This window comes from Glutamicibacter creatinolyticus, assembly GCF_006094275.1.
In the GTDB taxonomy this organism is placed as follows: domain Bacteria; phylum Actinomycetota; class Actinomycetes; order Actinomycetales; family Micrococcaceae; genus Glutamicibacter; species Glutamicibacter creatinolyticus.
Genome location: NZ_CP034412.1, coordinates 1612615 through 1631673 on the forward strand (window position 1 = coordinate 1612615; position 19059 = coordinate 1631673).

At 65.7% G+C, this 19059-nt stretch carries 18 protein-coding genes; 12 read left to right on the forward strand and 6 right to left on the reverse strand.

The window, feature by feature from the left end; translation table 11 throughout:
* Positions 1-41 precede the first annotated feature (41 nt).
* The 10 genes from pafA (at position 42) to GcLGCM259_RS07390 (ending at position 12025) form a co-directional block, all read left to right on the forward strand.
* Positions 42-1415, forward strand: a complete 1374-nt coding sequence (gene pafA, locus GcLGCM259_RS07345; RefSeq protein WP_138926205.1) for a Pup--protein ligase — start codon at positions 42-44, stop codon at positions 1413-1415.
* 138 nt (positions 1416-1553) lie between these two features.
* Positions 1554-2483: an FKBP-type peptidyl-prolyl cis-trans isomerase gene (locus GcLGCM259_RS07350; RefSeq protein WP_138926206.1), complete on the forward strand. Its 930-nt coding sequence runs from the start codon at positions 1554-1556 to the stop codon at positions 2481-2483.
* Positions 2484-2519: 36 nt separating this feature from the next.
* Positions 2520-2915 carry an FKBP-type peptidyl-prolyl cis-trans isomerase gene (locus GcLGCM259_RS07355; protein ID WP_138173973.1) on the forward strand — a complete coding sequence of 132 codons (396 nt, stop codon included), beginning with the start codon at positions 2520-2522 and terminating at the stop codon, positions 2913-2915.
* Positions 2916-3010: 95 nt separating this feature from the next.
* The gene (locus GcLGCM259_RS07360; RefSeq protein ID WP_138926207.1) at positions 3011-5023 is read left to right on the forward strand and encodes a helix-turn-helix transcriptional regulator; all 2013 of its coding nucleotides are present in this window, start codon (positions 3011-3013) and stop codon (positions 5021-5023) included.
* Positions 5024-5383, forward strand: coding sequence for a hypothetical protein (locus GcLGCM259_RS07365; RefSeq protein ID WP_138926208.1), 360 nt, complete (start codon positions 5024-5026; stop codon positions 5381-5383). It begins immediately after the preceding gene.
* Positions 5384-5418: 35 nt separating this feature from the next.
* Positions 5419-5637 (forward strand): Sec-independent protein translocase subunit TatA, encoded by a 219-nt coding sequence (gene tatA / locus GcLGCM259_RS07370; protein WP_054821780.1) that lies wholly within the window; start codon positions 5419-5421, stop codon positions 5635-5637.
* Between the two features lie 74 nt (positions 5638-5711).
* Complete coding sequence (gene tatC / locus GcLGCM259_RS07375) at positions 5712-6470, forward strand: twin-arginine translocase subunit TatC (RefSeq protein WP_054821779.1); 759 nt, start codon at positions 5712-5714, stop codon at positions 6468-6470.
* 38 nt (positions 6471-6508) lie between these two features.
* The gene (locus GcLGCM259_RS07380; protein WP_246049828.1) at positions 6509-9286 is read left to right on the forward strand and encodes a DEAD/DEAH box helicase; all 2778 of its coding nucleotides are present in this window, start codon (positions 6509-6511) and stop codon (positions 9284-9286) included.
* A 33-nt stretch (positions 9287-9319) separates the two neighbouring features.
* Positions 9320-10921, forward strand: coding sequence for an amidohydrolase (locus GcLGCM259_RS07385; RefSeq protein ID WP_138926209.1), 1602 nt, complete (start codon positions 9320-9322; stop codon positions 10919-10921).
* Positions 10922-11290: 369 nt separating this feature from the next.
* Positions 11291-12025 (forward strand): polyprenol monophosphomannose synthase, encoded by a 735-nt coding sequence (locus GcLGCM259_RS07390; protein ID WP_054821412.1) that lies wholly within the window; start codon positions 11291-11293, stop codon positions 12023-12025.
* Positions 12026-12217: 192 nt separating this feature from the next.
* On the opposite strand, the gene GcLGCM259_RS07395 is transcribed toward GcLGCM259_RS07390, so the two are convergent.
* From GcLGCM259_RS07395 to zapE, 6 genes are all read right to left on the reverse strand, one after another.
* On the reverse strand, positions 12218-12565 hold the full coding sequence (locus GcLGCM259_RS07395; protein WP_054821413.1) for an RNA polymerase-binding protein RbpA: 348 nt from the start codon (positions 12563-12565) through the stop codon (positions 12218-12220).
* 171 nt (positions 12566-12736) lie between these two features.
* Positions 12737-13660, reverse strand: a complete 924-nt coding sequence (locus GcLGCM259_RS07400) for an SPFH domain-containing protein (RefSeq protein ID WP_138926210.1) — start codon at positions 13658-13660, stop codon at positions 12737-12739.
* A gap of 114 nt (positions 13661-13774) precedes the next feature.
* A complete protein-coding gene (locus GcLGCM259_RS07405) occupies positions 13775-14245 on the reverse strand; it encodes an NfeD family protein (protein WP_054821414.1) in 471 nt (156 codons plus the stop codon).
* 118 nt (positions 14246-14363) lie between these two features.
* A complete protein-coding gene (locus GcLGCM259_RS07410) occupies positions 14364-15200 on the reverse strand; it encodes a putative RNA methyltransferase (protein ID WP_138926211.1) in 837 nt (278 codons plus the stop codon).
* Positions 15200-15841, reverse strand: a complete 642-nt coding sequence (locus GcLGCM259_RS07415) for a peptide deformylase (protein ID WP_138926212.1) — start codon at positions 15839-15841, stop codon at positions 15200-15202. The genes GcLGCM259_RS07410 and GcLGCM259_RS07415 overlap by 1 nt, the downstream gene beginning before the upstream one ends.
* Positions 15842-15846: 5 nt before the next feature.
* Positions 15847-16845, reverse strand: a complete 999-nt coding sequence (gene zapE / locus GcLGCM259_RS07420; protein ID WP_217496566.1) for an AFG1/ZapE family ATPase — start codon at positions 16843-16845, stop codon at positions 15847-15849.
* Between the two features lie 375 nt (positions 16846-17220).
* Here zapE and GcLGCM259_RS15270 point away from each other — a divergent pair, with 375 nt between their 5' ends.
* Positions 17221-17580 (forward strand): ArsR/SmtB family transcription factor, encoded by a 360-nt coding sequence (locus GcLGCM259_RS15270; protein WP_171021113.1) that lies wholly within the window; start codon positions 17221-17223, stop codon positions 17578-17580.
* Between the two features lie 598 nt (positions 17581-18178).
* Positions 18179-19057 carry a class II glutamine amidotransferase gene (locus GcLGCM259_RS07430; protein WP_138926215.1) on the forward strand — a complete coding sequence of 293 codons (879 nt, stop codon included), beginning with the start codon at positions 18179-18181 and terminating at the stop codon, positions 19055-19057.
* Positions 19058-19059: the final 2 nt, after the last annotated feature.

Genomic DNA, 19059 nt, shown 5'->3' on the forward strand with positions numbered 1-19059 from the left:
TTTGACTCAGGGCTGTGCCGGCAGCCGGAAGGGACCAGCACGTGGACCGCAGGATCTTTGGGATCGAAACCGAGTACGGGCTCAGCTACGTCCCGCTGGACGGGCGGCGGCTGACCCCGGAGGACGCGGCCCGGCACCTGTTCAAGCCGGTGGTGGACTGGGGACGGTCCTCCAACGTGTTCCTGGGCAACGGCTCCCGGCTCTACCTGGACGTGGGCTCCCACCCCGAGTACGCCACCGCCGAATGCGACCAGCTGCCCCAGCTGATCGCCCACGACCGGGCCGGGGAGGCGATCCTGCTGGACCTGGTCGAGCAGGCGGAGGAGGACCTGGCCGACGCCGGGCACCAGGGCAAGCTCTACCTGTTCAAGAACAACGTCGACTCGGCCGGCAACTCCTACGGCTGCCACGAGAACTACATGATCTCCCGGCGCACCGAATTCAAGCGGCTGGCCGACATGCTCATCCCGTTCCTGGTCACCCGGCAGATGCTCACCGGCGCCGGGCACCTGGTGGAGGTGGACGGGCAGACCCGCTTCGTCTTCTCCCAGCGCGCCGACCACGTCTGGGAGGGCGTCTCCTCGGCGACCACCCGCTCCCGGCCGATCATCAACACCCGCGATGAACCGCACGCGGACGCCGAACTCTACCGCCGGCTGCACGTGATCGTGGGGGACTCCTCGATGAGCGAGACCACCCAGCTGCTGAAGGTCGGGGCGACCGACCTGGTGCTGCGGATGATCGAATCCGGGGAGATCTACCACGATCTGCGCCTGGAGAACCCGATCCGCTCCATCCGCCAGGTCTCCCACGACTTCACCGGGCAGACCGTTGTGCGCTTGATGGGCGGGGACGAACCCACCGCCCTGCAGATCCAGTGGCAGCTGCTGGAGACCGTGCAGAACTTCCTGGACCGCCACGGCGCCCACCACGAGCTGGTCCCGCGCATCATGGAACTGTGGGAACGCACCCTCACCGCCGTGCAGGAGCAGGACTTCTCACTGATCGACACCGACATCGACTGGGCGATCAAGCACAAGCTGCTTACCGGGTACGCGGCCAAGCACAACCTGGGCATGGATTCGCACCGGATCGCCCAACTGAACCTGACCTACCACGACATCGACCCGGCCCGCGGGCTGTTCCACCTGCTGGCGAAGCGCGGGATGGCCAGCACCGTGGTCTCCAACGAGCAGATCCGCCACGCGGTCAACCACCCGCCGCAGACCACCCGCGCGGCGATCCGCGCCAAGTTCGTCAATGCCGCCCGGGCCACCGGCCGGCGCTACTCCACCGACTGGGTGCACATGAAATACGAGGAGGGACCCGGGGGAGTGGTGCTGTGCAAGGACCCGTTCGCCACCGAAGATCCGCGGGTCGATGAGCTGATCGAGCTGATGCGCCAACCGGTCTAGGTGCCGCGCATCGCCGGTTTAGCCAGCGGAGAATTAGAATTTTCACAGATTCCCGCATTAATCTGGAAAAAGTCCTCCCGCCGCGCCACCGGCTTGCGGCGGGCTGCAAACGATGAACCTGCTACGAAAGTAGAATCTGTGCGCAAAGTCCTGGCAGTATGTGTCACCGCCTCCGTGCTCGCCCTCACCGCCTGCGGTGCCGGCTCCAGCACCTCGCTGGACTCGATCGAGGTGAAGCCCGGGGCGGACGCCAACAGCGAACCGTCGGTGAAGATCGACGCCCCGCTGCTGACCGAGAAGTCCGAGGCCCAGGTGCTGGTCGAAGGCGAGGGGAACGAAATCTCCGAGGGCCAGACCATCAAGCTGAAGTCCGGCATCTACAAGAACATCGACGGGATGAAGGTCGATGAGAACTTCACCGGCGAAGCGGTGCCGATGAAGGTCGATGACACCATGAAGCAGCAGATGCCCGAACTGTACGACACCCTGATCGGTTCCAAGGTCGGCTCCTGGATCGCCTACACCACCGTGGAGGGCAACCCGAAGTCCGACGGCAGCGTCTCCGAGCCGGAGGACGGCGCCCGCGCCGAACGCATCATCGTGATGAACGTCGAGTCGGCCAGCGACCCAAGCACCGTGCTGGAGCAGTCCAAGGTCAAGGAGCTGAAGGACGCCAAGCAGCTGCCGAGCGTGGACACCAGCGAGAAGGAACCGAAGATCAGCATCCCGAAGGACACCCAGGCCCCGCAGGGCCTGGCCGTGGACGTGCTGGAGGAGGGCAAGGGCGCGCAAGCCACCGAGAACTCCGACGTGGAGGTCAAGTACCACGGTGTCACCTGGGCCGACGGGAAGAAGTTCGACGGCAACTTCGACAGCGAAGACACCGCCAAGTTCAACCTCTCCCAGGTCATCTCCGGCTGGACCAAGGGCCTGAGCGGACAGAAGGAAGGCTCCAAGCTGCTGCTCAGCGTCCCCTCGGACATGGCCTACGGCGACAACGCCACCCAGGGTCCCTCCGGCCCGCTGGTGTTCTACGTAGAATTGACCAAGGTCTCCAACGCCGAATAACCTCGGCCCATCATCACCCACAGAAAGGCGACACGCATGTCGTTTGGCGAACGCAACTACGATCGCAGCAAGCCGGAAATCGATTTCCCGGGCACCGAGGCGCCCACCGAACTGGTCATCACCGACCTGATCGAGGGCACCGGTGCCGAAGTCACCCCGGGCACCACCGTGCAGGCCCACTACGTGGGCGTGGCCTGGTCCACCGGTGAGGAATTCGACGCCTCCTGGAACCGCGGCTCCACCCTGGACTTCCCGGTCGGCGTGGGCATGGTCATCCAGGGCTGGGACCAGGGCCTGCTGGGCATGAAGGTCGGCGGACGCCGCCGCCTGGAGATCCCCTCCGAGCTGGCCTACGGCGCGGCCGGCGCCCCCGGGGCCATCGGCCCGAACGAGGCACTGATCTTCGTCGTGGACCTGATGGGCATCAAGTAGCCGCAGGTCACACCCGCACAGCTGGCCCCGATCCGTCGGGGCCAGCGGTGCTTAACCTGCACGAAACCCCCACCCGGATTGGCTATTGTAGGCACGTGAGCACAAAGCAGAGCGAAGGGCCCAGCAGGGCCGAACGGCTGACCAGCCTGATCTACGCGCTGTCCACCAGCCAGCGCAAATGGACCGCCGAACGCATCGGCGACTACCTGAACCCGGGCGGGAACCCCGAGGCCCGGGAAAAGGCGATCGAACGGGCCAAGGACGAGATCCGCAACGAATTCGGGCTGCGCCTGGTCACCGAGGACTACGACGGGGTGCTGCACTACCGCATCGACACCACCGACTGGTACCTGCCGCCGATCGCCTTCAGCGCCGCGGAGAGCGCGCTGATCGCCCTGGCCGCCACGCTGTGGAAGGACTCCAAGCTGCAGGCCCTGGCCCGTAGCGCCACCGAACGGCTCACCGGCGCCCAGCCCAGCACCGAGGACATCGCCCCGTACCTGGGCTCCTACCTGCCGCGGCTGTCGATGGACGACCCGAACTTCAAGGCCTGCGCGCTGGCCGTGTTCAACCGCAAGAGCGTGCACTTCACCTACCGGGACGCCGGCGGCCAGCACAGCGAACGCACCGTGGACGTGTGGGGGATCGGCCAGCGCTACGGGCAGTGGTACTTCACCGGGTATGACCACACCCGCAACGAGCGCCGGGTCTTCCGCCTCTCGCGCATCACCGGTAGCTTCACCCTTTCCACCCTGCCCAAGGGCAGCACCTACCATCCGCGCCCCGAGGGGTTCTCCATGTCCCAGGTGCTGCAGGACTTCGACCTGCAGCACCACGCCGAACTGGCCACGGTGCGCATCCACGCCGAGGCGGCGCTGCCGCTGCGTGCCCGGGCCCTGGAAACCACGCCAGCCGAACCCGGCACCCCGGGGGACACCCTGGTGATCGCCTACGCCGACCAGGAGGCGTTCGCCACCGAACTGGCCGGCTACGGGCCGCACCTGAGCGTGCTCGGCCCGCAGGCGCTGGCCGAACAGGTGGCTAGCCTGCTGGAGCAGGCCCGGACCAGGCAGCGCCAGGTGGCCGAACGCTACGCCGGGCTTGAGGTGAAATACCAGCCGCGGCGCTCCACCGGGCGCGGCACCACCGCCCAGCAGGTGATGCGCAACATCGACATGATCCAGTACGTGGTCGCCCAGGGCGGGGCCACGGTGGCCGAACTGGCCGAACGCTACGAGCTCAGCCCGGCCAAGGTGCGCCAGGAGCTGGCGCTGATCATGATGTGCGGGGTCCCCGGCGGGCAGCACGATGAACTGATCAACGTCAACGACGGGGACCTGGACACCGACTGGGTCTCCATCTCCAACGCGGCGCTGCTGGCCGAACCGCAGAAGCTGGCCCCCATGGAGGCGGTGGCGGTTCTGGGCGGGCTGAACGCGCTGGCCAGCATCCCGAACTTTGAGCACCGCGCCACCCTGGACTCGGCACTGGCCAAGCTCAATGAGGCGGTCGCCCGCTTCGAGGGGTGGAACGGGGCGCTGGGCTTTGCGCTGAACCAGGTGCGTGAGCAGGACGCGGATGCGCTGCTGGCCCGGGCGGTGCGCGAGCACCAGGTGGTGCGCATCGACTACTACTCGCTCTCCTCGGGCAGCCACCATGAACGCGACATCGAACCAATCCGCTTCGTGGAGGACGGGCAGCGGCGCTACCTGCGCGCCTGGTGCCGCACCCGGAAAAAGATCCTGACCTTCCGGCTGGACCGGATCCTGGCGGCCAACACCACCGGGGAGCACTTCACCCTGGGCCGGCGCCATGAGGACAGCGGCCAGCCGCAGCTGCGCTACGCGGCCACCGAGCAGGATCCGCAGGTGGAACTGTTCATCGACCAGAGCCGGGTGGCGCAGATCGAGGCGTACCAGCCCGACGCCTGGTCGAAGAAGATCGACGGCGGCTACCTGGCGAAGGTGCGTTTCTCACACTACTCGGTGCTCGCCCCGCTGGTGGCCCGCCATGGGGGTAGGATTGCTGTGGTCGCTCCCGCCGAGGCCGTGGACTACGTCAACACCTGGCTGGGTGCCGAACGCAACACGAATGAGGATGATTCATAGATGCTTCCCTGGTGGTTCTGGGTCCTGTTGTGGACCGTGCTGATCCTGGCCACGCTGCTGGCCGCCATCGTGGCCGGCTTCCGCCTCTTCCGCCGCGGCATGGGCGTCATGCAAAGCCTGGGCGACGCCGCGGACAAGCTCTCCTCCGATATGGCCCAACCCGGCACCGTGGTGGACTACACCCCGCGCCCGCGCACCTACCCCAGCGGCACCGATGCGACCCACGGGGATCCGCATCAGATCCGGCAGCTGAAGGAGACGGGCAAGGCCGAGCGCGTTGAGGCCCGCCGCGCCGCCCGGGTGGCCCGCCGTGACGCCCGGAACCAGCGCCAGAACGTGTACGACGTACACCTGTTCTGACGTAGACTTAAAGGCAACAAAAGAAGGGAAATCCCATGGGTGGATTACAGGGATGGCACCTGGTCATCATCATCGTCTTGGCACTGCTGCTCTTTGGCGCCCCGAAGCTTCCGGGCATGGCCCGTTCGATGGGTCAGTCGCTGCGGATCTTCAAGTCCGAGGTGCGCAAGATGAAGGACGATGACGACGCCAAGAACGAAACCATCGACGGCGAATTCGTCGACCCCAAGAACGACGAGAAGAAGAACTCCTAACACTCATCTCTGTGGCTAAACAACCAGATACCAGCGGGCGGAAGAAACGGCGGCCCAAGGACCCCGAAGGCCGGATGGCGCTGCGGGAGCACCTGGCCGAAGCACGCAACCGCCTGTTCAAGGCGCTGATCGCGCTGGCCCTGGCCACCGTCGCCGGGTTCTTCTTCTACGACGAGGTCCTGGACCTCCTGTTCACCCCGGTCCTGGCCGCCGGCGGCTCGGTGAACTACGCGGCGGTGATGTCGCCCTTCGACATCATGCTCAAGGTCTCGCTGTTCATCGGCCTGGTCCTCTCCTCACCGGTGTGGCTCTACCAGCTGTGGGCGTTCATCGTCCCGGGACTGAAGAAGAACGAACGCCGCCTCGGGTACTCCTTCGCCGCCGCCGCGGTGCCGCTGTTTTTGGGCGGGGTCGCGATGGCCTATTACGTGCTGCCCTTCGCCCTGCAGTTCTTCGTCGGCCTGGCCCCGGAAAACTCGGAGATGCTGCTGACGATCGACAACTATCTGCCGTTCATCTTCCGGCTGCTGCTGGCCTTCGGGCTGGCCATGCTGGTGCCGGTGCTGATGGTGGGGTTGAACATGGTCGGCGTGCTGCCGGCCCGGCTGATCCTGAAGAACTGGCGCATCACCGTCTTCCTGATCGCCCTGGTCGCCGCGATGGCCGCCCCCGGCGGCGATGCGATCACCATGTTCGCCCTGGCCGGCCCGCTGTTCCTCACCTTCGCGGCAGCCACCCTGATCTGTTACCTCAACGACCGCAAACGCTCCAAGAAACTTGCCGAGCAGGAAGCCGAGAATGAACGGCTGGCTCGCGGGGAACGTCTGGAGTAGAGTCGGCCAACCCCCAACCTAGGAGACACCGAGTCAAAGTGAGCACCCCAGCCGAACGCTACCAGCAGGCCAAGGCCCGGGCAGTTGAGCGCGGCACCCTGATGCCCGACTTCCGTGCCAGCCTCGGCTTCGACCTGGACCCGTTCCAGGAGCAGGGCTGCCAGTCGGTCGCCCAGGGCAAGGGGGTGCTGGTGGCCGCCCCCACCGGGGCCGGCAAGACGGTGGTCGGTGAGTTCGCGATCTTCCAGGCCCTGGCCCAGGGCCGCAAGGCCTTCTACACCACCCCCATCAAGGCGCTGAGCAACCAGAAGTACTCGGACCTGGTCAAGGTGCACGGGGCGCGCAATGTGGGCCTGCTGACCGGGGACACCTCCATCAACTCCGAAGCCCAGGTGGTGGTGATGACCACCGAGGTGCTGCGCAACATGCTCTACGCCGACTCACGCACCCTGGACGGGCTGGGCTACGTGGTGATGGACGAGGTGCACTACCTGGCCGACAAGTTCCGCGGGGCCGTGTGGGAGGAAGTGATCCTGCACCTGCCGCAGAACGTGCAGATCATTTCCCTCTCCGCCACCGTCTCCAACGCCGAGGAGTTCGGCGGCTGGCTGGACACGGTGCGCGGGGACACCGACATCATCGTCTCCGAACACCGTCCGATCCCGCTGTTCCAGCACGTCATGGTCGGCACCAAGCTGATGGACCTGTTCGCCGAGGACGTCTCCTTCGACCAGACCGCCGGACAGCAGTCCCGCGCGGCGGTGAACCCGGACCTGCGCAAGCTCACCCGGCCCTTCCGCCCCGGCGGGCGCGGACGCCGGGGCGGCTCGCGGGACCGCTACACCCCGCCGCATCCCGAGGCGGCCCGCGCCACCCGCCCGCAGAGCATCATCGCCCTGGACCGGGCCGCGCTGCTGCCGGCGATCTTCTTCATCTTCTCCCGCAAGGGCTGCGACAACGCCGTGCACCAGTGCGCGATGGCGGACCTGCGCCTGACCACGGACGCGGAAGCCGCGGAGATCGCCGAGGCGCTGGAGGAAGTCGCCTACCGGATCCCCTCCGATGACCTGGAGGTGCTCGAGTTCTGGTCCTGGCGGGACGCGATGATGCGCGGGTACGCCGCCCACCACGCCGGGCTGCTGCCGATCTTCAAGGAAATCGTCGAGGACCTGTTCGCTCGCGGCCTGCTCAAGGTCGTCTTCGCCACCGAGACCCTGGCCCTGGGCATCAACATGCCGGCCCGTTCGGTGGTGCTGGAAAAGCTGGTGAAGTTCAACGGTGAAGCACACGTGCAGATCAGCGCCGGGGAGTACACCCAGCTCACCGGGCGGGCCGGACGGCGCGGCATCGACATCGAGGGCCACTCCATCGTGATGTGGAACCCGGAGGTGGAGCCCGAGGCGCTGGCCGGTTTGGCCTCCAAGCGCACCTACCCGCTGAACTCCAGCTTCCGCCCCACCTACAACATGTCCACCAACCTGCTCGCCCAGTTCGGCCGGGAACAGACCCGCCGGATCCTGGAGTCCTCCTTCGCCCAGTACCAGGCCGACCGCTCCGTGGTGGGTCTGGCCCGCCAGGTGCAGTCCCGCGAGGAATCCCTGGCCGGTTACCAGAAGGCCATGCAGTGCCACCTGGGGGATTTCCAGGAATACAGTGCGCTGCGCCGCAAGCTGAGCGCGGCGGAGAAGAACTTCTCCCGCAACCGCCAGCACGAACGCCGTTCGGCGGCGGAGAAGTCCATGCAGGCGGTGATCCGCGGGGACGTGGTGGACCTGCCTGGCTCGCGGCGCTTTGGCCGGGCCGTCATCGTGGAGGTGGACACCTCGCTCTACGATCCGCGGCACACCGTGCTCACCGAGGAAGGCCGGCTGCGCCGGCTCTCCGTGGAGGACCTGCGTGGTCCATTGGAGATCGTCTCGCGGATCAAGGTGCCCAAGGCGTTCACCGGCAAGTCGCCCAAGGAACGCAAGGACCTGGCCGCGGCGCTGCGCAACGCCATCCACGAGCACCGGCCCCCGCGCAAGGACGCGGCCGGGTTCGACTACGCCGGCAGCGACAACTTCGAACGCGAGGTGGAGGGGCTGCGCCGCCAGCTGCAGGACCACCCCTGCCACCACTGCTCGGACCGTGAGGAGCACGCCCGCTGGGCCGAACGCTACTGGAAGCTGAAGAAGGAAACCGACCGGCTGCGCCGGCAGATCTCCGGACGCACCAACACCATCGCCAAGCAGTTCGACAAGGTCTTCGCGGTGCTCGAGCACTTCGGCTACATCGCCCCGCAGGCCGAGGACGACGAACCGGTCATCACCGATGCCGGGCGCCGGCTGCGCCGCATCTACGGCGAACGCGACCTGCTGACCAGCCGGGTGCTGGAAACCGGGGCGCTGAACTCGCTGAACGCCGAGGAGCTGTGCGCCGTCACCGCCGCCCTGGTCTACCAGGCCCGGCGCGACTATGACCGCCCGGACCCGAAGATGCCCACCGAACGGGTGGCCGGGGTGTGGGAGCTGATGGTCAAGTCCTGGGCGCAGCTTTCGGACGTGGAGGAGGCCAAGGGCCTGGAACCCACCGCCCCGCCGGAGTCCGGGCTGATCTGGCCGATGTACAAGTGGGCACGCGGCGCCACCTTGAACACCTGCCTGCGCGGGGCGGATCTGGCCCCCGGGGACTTCGTGCGCTGGGCCAAGCAGGTCATCGACACCCTGGACCAGCTGGCCAAGAACCCTGACCTGCCCACCAGGCTGTCCAAGAACGCGCGCAAGGCCGTGGACCTGGTCAAGCGCGGAGTGGTGGCCTACTCGAATGTATTGGATTAGCACCTACAGGTGCGGATTGAGGACTAGGAATTCATGGCACTGACCCTGTACCGCAACGGATCGATCTACTCGTCGGCCGACCCGTTCGCCACCGCAATGATGATCGACGGGAACACCGTCGCCTGGATCGGCGGGGAGGAAGCCGCCGACCGCCAGGCCGAACGCGCCGATGAGGTCATCGACCTTGAGGGCGGGCTCGTTACCCCGGCCTTCGTGGACTCCCACACCCACCTGGCGGATTTGGGGGCCGTGCTGGCCGGTGAGGACCTCAGCGCCGGCCGCAGCCCCGAGGATCTGGTTGCGCGGCTGCGGGAGCTGGCCGGGGCAGCTGAGGGGCAGATCATCAGCGCCCACGGCTGGGACGAAACCCGCTGGGCCACCGGGCAGCTGCCCGCCACCGAGCAGCTGGAGGCCGCGGCCGGCGGCAAGGGCTACTACCTGACCCGCATCGACAAGCACAGCGCCCTGGTCAACCAGCGGCTGCTGGAGCTGCTGCAGCTCAAGGACATCACCCCGGGCCTGGTGCACGGCGCCGAACGCGATAAGATCGCCGCCGCCCTGGACGCCGACCCGGCCCGGGTGTCCGCCCACCAGCGCCGGGCACTGGAGCACTACGCCTCCCGCGGCTTCGCGGTGGTCGTGGAAATGGCCGCCGAACACCTGGGCGGCAAGCCGGCGCTGAAGGCGCTGCTGGCAGAGGATGACCCGCAGCTGCCCGAGGTCTACGCCTACTGGGGCCAGGCGGTCAGCGGCGCGGATGAGGCCCGCGCGCTGGCGGACGAATTCGATTCGCCGCGGCTGCTGGGCCTGGGCGGGGACCTGAAGGTGGACGGCTCGCTGGGCAGCCGCAGCGCGGCCCTGCGCGAGGACTACGCCGACGCGCCGGGTGAGCGCGGCACCCTGTTCCTGGAACCGGAGCAAATCGCCGCCCACCTGGTTGCCTGCAGCGAAACCAACACCCAGGCCGGTTTCCACGTCATCGGCGACGCCGCGCTGGACACCGTGCTGGACGGGTTCGACCTGGCCGCCGAACGCATCGGCGTGGCCCGGCTGCAGGCCGGCCGGCACCGCCTGGAGCACGCCGAAATGGTGGATGAGGCCAGCCGCCAGCGCCTGCTGGCCTACTCGATCACCGTGTCCATGCAGCCGCGCTTTGACGAGTACTGGGGCGCGGAGCACGGCATGTACCGTCAGCGCCTGGGGGAGCGGGCCGGGCAGATGAACAACCTGGCCGCGATGCTCTCCGCCGGGATACCGGTGGTGCTCGGCTCGGACGCCCCAGTCACCGAGGTGGATGGCTGGGCAACCGTGCGGGCGGCGATGCGGCTGAACCAGCCGGCCGGGCGGATCTCGGCCCGGGCCGCGTTCCTGGCCCAGACCCGTTCCGCCTACCGCGCCATGGGCCAGGCCAGCCCGTACACTGGGCAGCTGGTGATCGGCGCCCCGGCCACCTTCGCGGTGTGGAGCGCCTCCGAACTGGCCGTGCAGACCCCCGATGAGCGCATCTCCTCCTGGTCCACCGATGCCCGGGCCGGCACCCCGCTGCTGCCGGTCATCGACGAGCAGATCCCCGAATGCCTGCGCAGCGTGCGGGCCGGAATCACCCTGTTCGACGCGCTGCCGGTACGCTCCTAGCATCGCGCCCCAAGCCCCCGGAAAGGCAACTGCCAGGAAGCGCTGATTGCATGTGTGACTTGGCGCAAGTTTGTGTATCCAGTAGTCACCGAATGGTTGACACAACCGGTGGGTAGGGGACTAGGCTGGTGATCAGCGCCACGCCGCGGGCCGCTTTCCGGGCCCCTGCGGCGTAGCACATCAAGTTGATCCCCGGTGACCTTAGATAACATTCCCTGCCGTGCGGCGGGGGATAGGGCCGAAGTCACCGGGGATCAACTGTGTCACAACGCGGTTGAGCGCTGCCCGGGTGACTATAATTTGAATTTGGACTAATTCCCCCGGACCGAGCTGGCGGGGATGCCAAGCAGAATTCGAGAAAGGTGCCGCGTGCGCGTCATTACGATCATCCCCACGTACAACGAGCTGGAGTCACTGCCCCTGACGGTGGGACGACTGCGCAAGGCCGTGCCGGACGCCGACGTGCTCATTGCCGACGACAACTCGCCCGACGGCACCGGCGAGCTGGCCGACAAGATGGCGGCCGAGGACAGCCAGATCCACGTCATGCACCGCAAGGGCAAGGAAGGGCTGGGCGCGGCCTACATCGCCGGCTTCCGCTGGGCCCTGGAGCGCGACTACGACGTCATCGTGGAAATGGACGCGGACGGCTCGCACATGCCCGAACAGCTGCCCCGCCTGCTGCAGGCCAGCGCCGAGGGCGCCGACCTGGTGATCGGTTCGCGCTGGGTCAAGGGCGGGGAAGTGGTCAACTGGCCGCTCTCGCGCAAGATCATCTCCCGTGGCGGCAGCTTCTACTCGCGCACCCTGCTGGGCCTGCCGCTGAAGGACATCACCGCAGGCTACCGCGCCTTCAAACGCGAAACCCTGGAGGCCATCGACTTCGACGCGATCGAATCGCGCGGCTACGGCTTCCAGGTGGATATGACCTTCCGCGTGGCGATGCTGGGCATGCGCATCGTCGAGGTCCCGGTGACATTCGTGGAACGCGAGCTGGGGGATTCGAAGATGAGCGGAAACATCGTCGTTGAGGCGATGCTGAACGTCACCCGCTGGGGCCTGTCTGCCCGCTGGAAGAAGCTGACCGGCAAGCTGCAGAAGTAGCCGCTGCGGCGCTTTGCCGCCAAGAACAGGACGCCGCGCGTTCGGGCCCACCGGCCCGGGTGCGCGGCGTTTTCCTTTCCCCGCCGTCCCTGGGCCTTAGGCGGGACACGGCGCCAGAGACACAAAAGGTGAGGCTGCCCTCCCCGTGGGGAAGGGCAGCCTCACCGTGTGCTTGTGGCGGAAGGACGCGTCCTAGACCGCTTCGCCGCGCGAGGCGCGCAGCTGGGTCAGGCGGTCGGCCAGGATCTTTTCCAGTTCCTCTTCCGAACGGCGCTCCAGCAGCATGTCCCAGTGGGTACGAACCGGCTTCTCGTTGGTCGGCTCGGCCTCCTTGGCTTCGCCGTGCACCAGCTTGGCTTCCTTGCCGGCCTTGGTCAGCCAGGTGGCCGGGATGTCGGCTTCAGCGGCAAACACCACGAAGACGCGTTCGCCGTCCTCGCTCTGGTATTCCACGCGCTGGCGTGCAGCCGGCTCTACACCTGCCTCAGATTCCATGCTCTGTGCGCCCAGGCGCATGCCTCGTAGGCTGCGATCGCTCATGTTACTCCTTACGAGAGGTCTTCGTGTACGCTACACATTCCAACGGTCGGTGTGGCCAAAAGATTCCCCGCTCCAGTGGCCGGCACCCAAAATAACCATTATACGTGCCAACGGCGGGACCCGTTTCCGGATCCCGCCGTTGGGGACTGAATCATAGGGCGGAACCGGGTATTAGACGCCCGTGGAGCCCGAGTCGTTCTTCCGAGCCGAGTCGGATACGCCGCCCAGCGCGCCGCCGATGCCCTTCAGGGCCTCGGTGACCTCGCTGGGGATGACCCACAGCGTGTTCGAGGTGCCTTCGGCCAGCTTCGGCAGGGTCTGCAGGTACTGGTAGGCCAGCAGCTCCTGGTCCGGGCGTCCGGCGTGAATCGCGTCGAACACCTTCTGGATTGCCTGGGCTTCACCGTCGGCGCGCAGGATCGAGGCCTGGGCGTCACCCTCGGCCTTGAGGATGGCGGCCTGGCGTTCACCTTCGGCGGTGAGGATGTCGGACTGCTTGGTGCCCTCGGCGGTGAGGATCGCGGCGCGGCGGTCACGTTCGGCGCGCATCTGCTTCTCCATCGAGTCCTGGATCGAGATCGGTGGGTCGATGGCCTTCAGCTCGACGCGGGAGACGCGGATGCCCCACTTGCCGGTGGCCTCATCCAGCACCCCGCGCAGCTGGCCGTTGATCTGGTCGCGGCTGGTCAGCGCCTCTTCCAGGTTCAGCCCGCCGACCACGTTACGCAGCGTGGTGGTGGTCAGCTGCTCAACGGCCTGGATGTAGTTGGCGATCTCATAGGTCGCCGCGCGCGGCTCGGTGATCTGGAAGTAGACCACGGTGTCGATGGAGACCACCAGGTTGTCCTCGGTGATCACCGGCTGGGGCGGGAAGGAGACAACCTGTTCACGCAGATCCAGCAGCGGCAGCAGTCGGTCAACAAAGGGGATCAGGATCGTCAGCCCGGGATTCAGGGTGCGGTTGTACTTGCCCAGGCGCTCGACGATGCCGGCGCGGGCCTGGGGTACGATGCGCACGCTGCGCAGCAGCACGACGATCACGAAGATCGCCAGAACCACGAGCACGATTATCAGCCCAAGTGAATTGGACTCCATGGGTACTCACTTTCTTGGTGCGTTGATGATTTGGTCTTTGGTCTGCTCCCTGGCCGGCGGGTTTGCCGTGGCCGCGCATCCGGTCAAGGGGCGCACCGGGGGAGCTGACGGGTGTTAAAGGTCGGCCTCGGGCTTCAGCTTCAAATAGGCGGTCGCCCCTTCGATGCGGCTGACGACGGCATAGCTGCCGGGATCCATGCTCGGCTGGTCCACGTCGGTGCGGGCCGTCCAGACCTCGCCGACGATCTTGGCGCGCCCGGAGATCCGGGAGACCGGTTCGAGCACCAGTGCGTCCTGGCCGATCAACCGGTCAATGTTCGTGCGGAACCCCTCCGGCGCCTTGCGCAAATGTCTGATGGCAATCGGGCGCACCAGCAAAACCATTGCCAGTGACACCAGACCGAACACCACCACCTGCAGCCAGCCCGGGCCGCCCGCCAGGGCCACGGCCAATCCGCCGAGCGAACCAACGCCGAGCATGATGAAATACAGGTCCAGTGACAGCATCTCCACGATCGCCAACAGCAGGAACACCGCGAGCCAGATGACCCAGGCGTTGCTAAGAACCCATTGCGCTGTACTCAATGCCTCATACCTTCGTTTACGAGTTCAGCCGCCCCGACAATCCGGTCGGCTTTGCCTCCATTCTGCCGCATACGCCACTGGATGTCGGTAGTCACTTAGGGGGATATTTGATTTCGCACTATCCGAATGAGTAAATGCCGAAGGCGGCGGTGACCCGGCGCGGACCCAGGCGCTCGACGGTGGCGGCCAGCGCCTGTTCATCCAGGTGATGCCCGGCCGGCCCCATGAACGCCAGGTTGTACAGCGCCGTGGGGTCCAGTTCCATGGGGTAGCTCAGCTCCCGCGAGTCGAGCAGCTCCAGCCCGGCGCCAGCGAACCGGGCCACCAGCTGCTCTTCCTTATCCGGGGCGATTCCCAGCATCTGCAGCTCCTGGCGGATCTCCTGCAGATGTGTGGGCAGGGCGGTGACCACCACGCAGGTGCCACCGGGGGAAAGGACCCGGCGGAACTCGGCCGGGTTGTGCGGGGCGAAGCAGTTGAGCACCACCTGGCGCGAGGCGTCCGCGGTGGGCAGGGTGCGCCATACATCCCACACCAGCGCCGTGGTGTCAGGCAGTTTTGCGGCACGGCGCATCGCATAGCGGGAAATGTCCAGCGCCACCGCATCCACGGCACGCGAGCCCGCGGCGCGCAGCAGCTGGCCCAGGTAGTAGCCGGTGCCGGCCCCGGCATCCAGCAGGTGCAGCGGCGCCTGGTCCCCCGGCAGCCTGGCGGCGGCGATGATGGCCTCGGCCAGCGGCAGGTAGTGTCCGGCCTCGAGGAAGGCCGCCCGGGCGGCGACCATTGGCGCAGTGTCCTCAACGAAGTTCGTGCCCTTGCCGGTCAGGAAGTTGAAGTACCCCTGCTTGGCGGCATCAAAACGGTGCCCGTTGTCGCAGCGCAGGCTCGGGCGCGGGTCAGCGAACCGCTCCAGGGGAAACTGGCACAGCGGGCAACGCAAAGTCGTGGATGGCATCAGAACCCCAGCAGGCTGCGCGCCTGGTCCAGGTCGAACCCCGGGTAGCGGAAGGCCTCGGAGGCACAGACCAGGGAGCGGGTCTCGGCCCGGTCAATGTAGACCGTGCCGCGCAGGTGATCGATCTCGTGCTGCACGATGCGCGCCTGCCAGCCGGAGAAGTCGCGTTCCTGCGGGTTGCCGTCACGGTCCAGGTAGCTGGCGTGCACGGCGGTGGGGCGGCTGACTACGGCCTGGAAACCGCTGAAGGACAGGCACCCCTCGTAGAACGCCGCCTGGCGTGCGCCGATCGGGGTATAGCCCGGATTGATGAACTCCAGGTAGTCCAGGGGCTCGCGCTCCCGCTCGCGGGCGGCGTCGGCGTCGATTGGATACCGGTCCTCCAGCACGGCCAGCTGCAGCGGAATGCCCAGCTGCACGGCCGCCAACCCGACACCGGGGGCAGCGTGCATGGTGTGGCGCATGACCAGCAGCAGTTCGTTCAGGGTCGGCGCATCCAATTGGCCGTCGTAGGGCAGCGCCGGCTGGCGCAGGGCCGGGTGGCCCAACTGCACGATGGGCGCCACGTTCTGCTGCGCGTGCTGCAGCACCTGCTCGACGATCTGCCCCAAGTTCTCCGGGCCGAGTTCGCTATAGTCCATGGTTCCTAGTATTTCCGATGCCCAGCCGCTGCGGAAACCGGCAGCTGGGCCAGGCGGGAGAGCAGCCGGTCGCGTTCGATGCCCTGCAGGGCCTGGCCCAGACGCTCCAAGTTATCCGCGCAGTACAGGTGCACTTCGCGGTTCTGGTCGTAAAGCACGTCGATCAGGTTCGCGAATCGGCGCTGCTCATCCATGGGCATGTCCGCCACCGCGGGAATGTCGGTGATGATCCAGTGTTCGAAGCGACGGCTCATCTCCAGGTAGTCACGGGTGTTGCGGCCGGTGCGGCACAGCTGGTCAAAAGACGTGCGCAGCCCGGTGCCCTGCATGTACACCGGTTCGATCTCGTCGTAGCCAACGCGCAGAGTGGTTCGCGGGGTGGTCGGGGCCGGGGGAGTAGCCCCAACGTTCAGGCTTCCGGCCCGGTAGCCGCCGGCCGCCGAGGCGGTCGTGGGCACCGTGCGGTAGTCCAGCCGGTGATCCAGTTCGTGAACCAGGAAGCTGCTGCGCACAACGGCAATGGTGGGCTCGATCAGATGGTGGAAATACGGGTCATCCAAGAGGAATTCCGGTGCGTAGTTCGAGGTGGTGATCAGCCTGATCCGGTGTTCCTGGCAGTAGCCGACCAGCCGCGCCATGAACATCGCGTCCCCGGGCTCAACACAATGGAACTCATCGAAGCACAGGACCTCCAAACCCGACAGCTCGCGCTGCAGACCGCGCATGAAGATTGATCCCTTGGGGCCGGTTTCCGAAGCACCGGCCCGGCTGACCGCATCAAAGAATTCGTGGAAATGCATCCGTGCGCTGCTGGCTGGATCCAGGGTCTGCATCAGGGCGTCCAGGATCATGGTTTTTCCGCGCCCGGGTGGGCCGTAGATGTAGCAGCCGGTCGGTGCCGTCTCGTTGGCCCCCGGGTCCAACAGCCGGGATAGCGCCCCCATTAGCTCCATCTGGGATTCATCTGGGGTAATGGCCTGGCGTTCCAGGAAGTGGGTGAGCATTTGTTGGCGTTCGGTGCAACTAATTCTTCCCAGGGCTGTCGGGGCTTCAGAGGCATGCATTCCACCAGTTTGCCAGCAGCTTCTGGCCACTCAAATCGGCCCCGTGCTCCCACGCAGTGCTCCACAGCGCCCAGTCGCTTGGTACCCCGTAGCGATAAGCCTAAAAACACAGGTCAAAGCGGGTTCCTTCGTGGAAGAATGGTTTTACCTCAGGGGAGTGGGCGGCACTATTGCTCGCTGGTGTGCCGCAGATCATTTGCTGATGACCCCTCGCCATATCGTGTGCTGGTGCCCATAATGGGTAGCACCAGGGCGTGCATGGAACCGGTATCGGTTCCGTGGAACTGCGGTGGATGTTCGGGGAGAGTGAGTGAAATGACCGACTATGCCGTAACACCTGCTCGTGATGTGATCATTTCCAACGAGCTGCTGGAGATGTCGATGACGGTGCTGAAAACGTTGGCTGACCCGGCTCGGCTGCAGATGCTGTGGGCGTTGTCGTCATCCGATCACACCCTGTCGGAACTGTCGCAGTTTGTGGGTGTCAGTCCATCGGTGGCCAGCCAGCTGCTCTCACGCCTGCGAACCAAAGGTGTGCTTCAGACGCGTAAGGAAGGTCGGCACATGGTCTATTCCATGAGCGACGAGCGGCTCAAGCAGTTCATCGCGCAGACGCTGAACTTCGCGGACTACCGGCTCGACGTGGCAAATGCGGAACCCGAGGATGAGGACTAAAGGCAGAACCCAGGCAGCATCATCCCAGCGCAGGAACCTGCCGACCCAAGGCCCGGATATGGGTGCTACTACCCGATAATCCTCAGTTCCATAAAGAGCCGATAATCTACATTATGTAAAGTAGAGGATTTCAGAATGCCCTTGGGGGCTCCCCTTGGTGACCTCTTGCCGCCTGCTACACGCTTCCATCACGTGGCACCAATCGGCCATCAGACAACCCGGCTTAGACACCTTCGATGCGCTTGCTGACGATCAATCGGATTCATTACACAACGGTATGGCGCACGATGCGTTGGCCTCGGCTTCGCATGCGCGTACGAGAATGCCCAGGGACACAAACTGACGAGCGCGCACCGAAGGGGTCAATGACAGTGCGTGGGAACACCGGCACCTTGCGTTCGCTGGTGCCGCGGGTTCCAGGGGACGCTCCCCTGGCCATTTCGCGATCCCCGCCGTGTCCAGAAGCCATACCCCGGATTCGCGTGCACGCAGAAGATGAAAGGAAACTGATAGGAAATCGGCCATCCTTGAATATCCCCGTCTGATCCCTCCATGGTGGAGAAAGTGTTCAATTCAATGGGGAACTTAAGGTAGGAACATGTGCCGTTTGTTCGGGATGCACGCAGGTAACGATCGAGCGAGGGCAACCTTCTGGCTGCTGCACGCGGCAAATAGCCTGGCGATTCAAAGCCATTATGAACCGGATGGCACCGGGGTGGGCACGTTTGACGCGTCGGGGCACGCCATCGTGAACAAGCAGCCACTCACGGCCTGGAAGGACCGTGAGTTCGCCCAGGAAGCGAAGAACCTGAAGAGCGAGACGTTCCTGGCCCATGTCCGATATGCCAGCACGGGCGCGCATACGCAGATCAATACGCACCCGTTTGAGGAAGACAATCGGCTTTTTGCGCACAATGGGATTGTCGAGGGCCTGCAGGCCCTCGATGAGCGCCTGGGCGAACTGGGCACGGAGCCGCTGGTGCGCGGCCAAACCGACAGTGAACGGGTCTTTGCATTGATTACTGCCGAGATCCGCAGGGCAAATGGCGATATACGCGCCGGGATCAAGGCGGCGCTGGGCTGGATCGCCGAGAATCTGCCCGTGTACAGCCTGAACATGATTCTGACCACGGCAGATGAATTGTGGGCAGTACGCTATCCCGAGACGCACGAACTCTATGTCCTGGACCGCACTTCCCAGAGCAGCGGTGAGGACCACGCCCTGGTGGCCGACAGCCGTCGAATACGGACGCACAGCCCTGAACTGGCTGACCGTCATGTGGTCATAGTCGCCACCGAGAAGATGACCGACCATGACGACTGGCGGCTGCTTAAATCTGGCGAACTGATCCAGGTCGGTGAAGACCTGCGGGTTTCCAGCGAGATCATCTTTGATGAACCTCCGCGGCACCTGCTGAAGCTGGAACACCTGGATCAAAAGGCGGCAGCCTCGCAACATCCACCGAAGACTGCATAACA

Coding starts and splice junctions, on each gene's coding strand:
- GcLGCM259_RS07410 (WP_138926211.1), bottom strand. CDS start 15,200: ATGCCATCCACGACTTTGCGTTGCCCGCTGTGCCAGTTTCCCCTGGAG.
- tatA (WP_054821780.1), top strand. CDS start 5,419: ATGGGTGGATTACAGGGATGGCACCTGGTCATCATCATCGTCTTGGCA.
- GcLGCM259_RS07385 (WP_138926209.1), top strand. CDS start 9,320: ATGGCACTGACCCTGTACCGCAACGGATCGATCTACTCGTCGGCCGAC.
- GcLGCM259_RS07415 (WP_138926212.1), bottom strand. CDS start 15,841: ATGGACTATAGCGAACTCGGCCCGGAGAACTTGGGGCAGATCGTCGAG.
- zapE (WP_217496566.1), bottom strand. CDS start 16,845: ATGCTCACCCACTTCCTGGAACGCCAGGCCATTACCCCAGATGAATCC.
- tatC (WP_054821779.1), top strand. CDS start 5,712: ATGGCGCTGCGGGAGCACCTGGCCGAAGCACGCAACCGCCTGTTCAAG.
- GcLGCM259_RS07355 (WP_138173973.1), top strand. CDS start 2,520: ATGTCGTTTGGCGAACGCAACTACGATCGCAGCAAGCCGGAAATCGAT.
- GcLGCM259_RS07365 (WP_138926208.1), top strand. CDS start 5,024: ATGCTTCCCTGGTGGTTCTGGGTCCTGTTGTGGACCGTGCTGATCCTG.
- GcLGCM259_RS07400 (WP_138926210.1), bottom strand. CDS start 13,660: ATGGAGTCCAATTCACTTGGGCTGATAATCGTGCTCGTGGTTCTGGCG.
- GcLGCM259_RS07430 (WP_138926215.1), top strand. CDS start 18,179: ATGTGCCGTTTGTTCGGGATGCACGCAGGTAACGATCGAGCGAGGGCA.
- GcLGCM259_RS07395 (WP_054821413.1), bottom strand. CDS start 12,565: ATGAGCGATCGCAGCCTACGAGGCATGCGCCTGGGCGCACAGAGCATG.
- GcLGCM259_RS15270 (WP_171021113.1), top strand. CDS start 17,221: ATGACCGACTATGCCGTAACACCTGCTCGTGATGTGATCATTTCCAAC.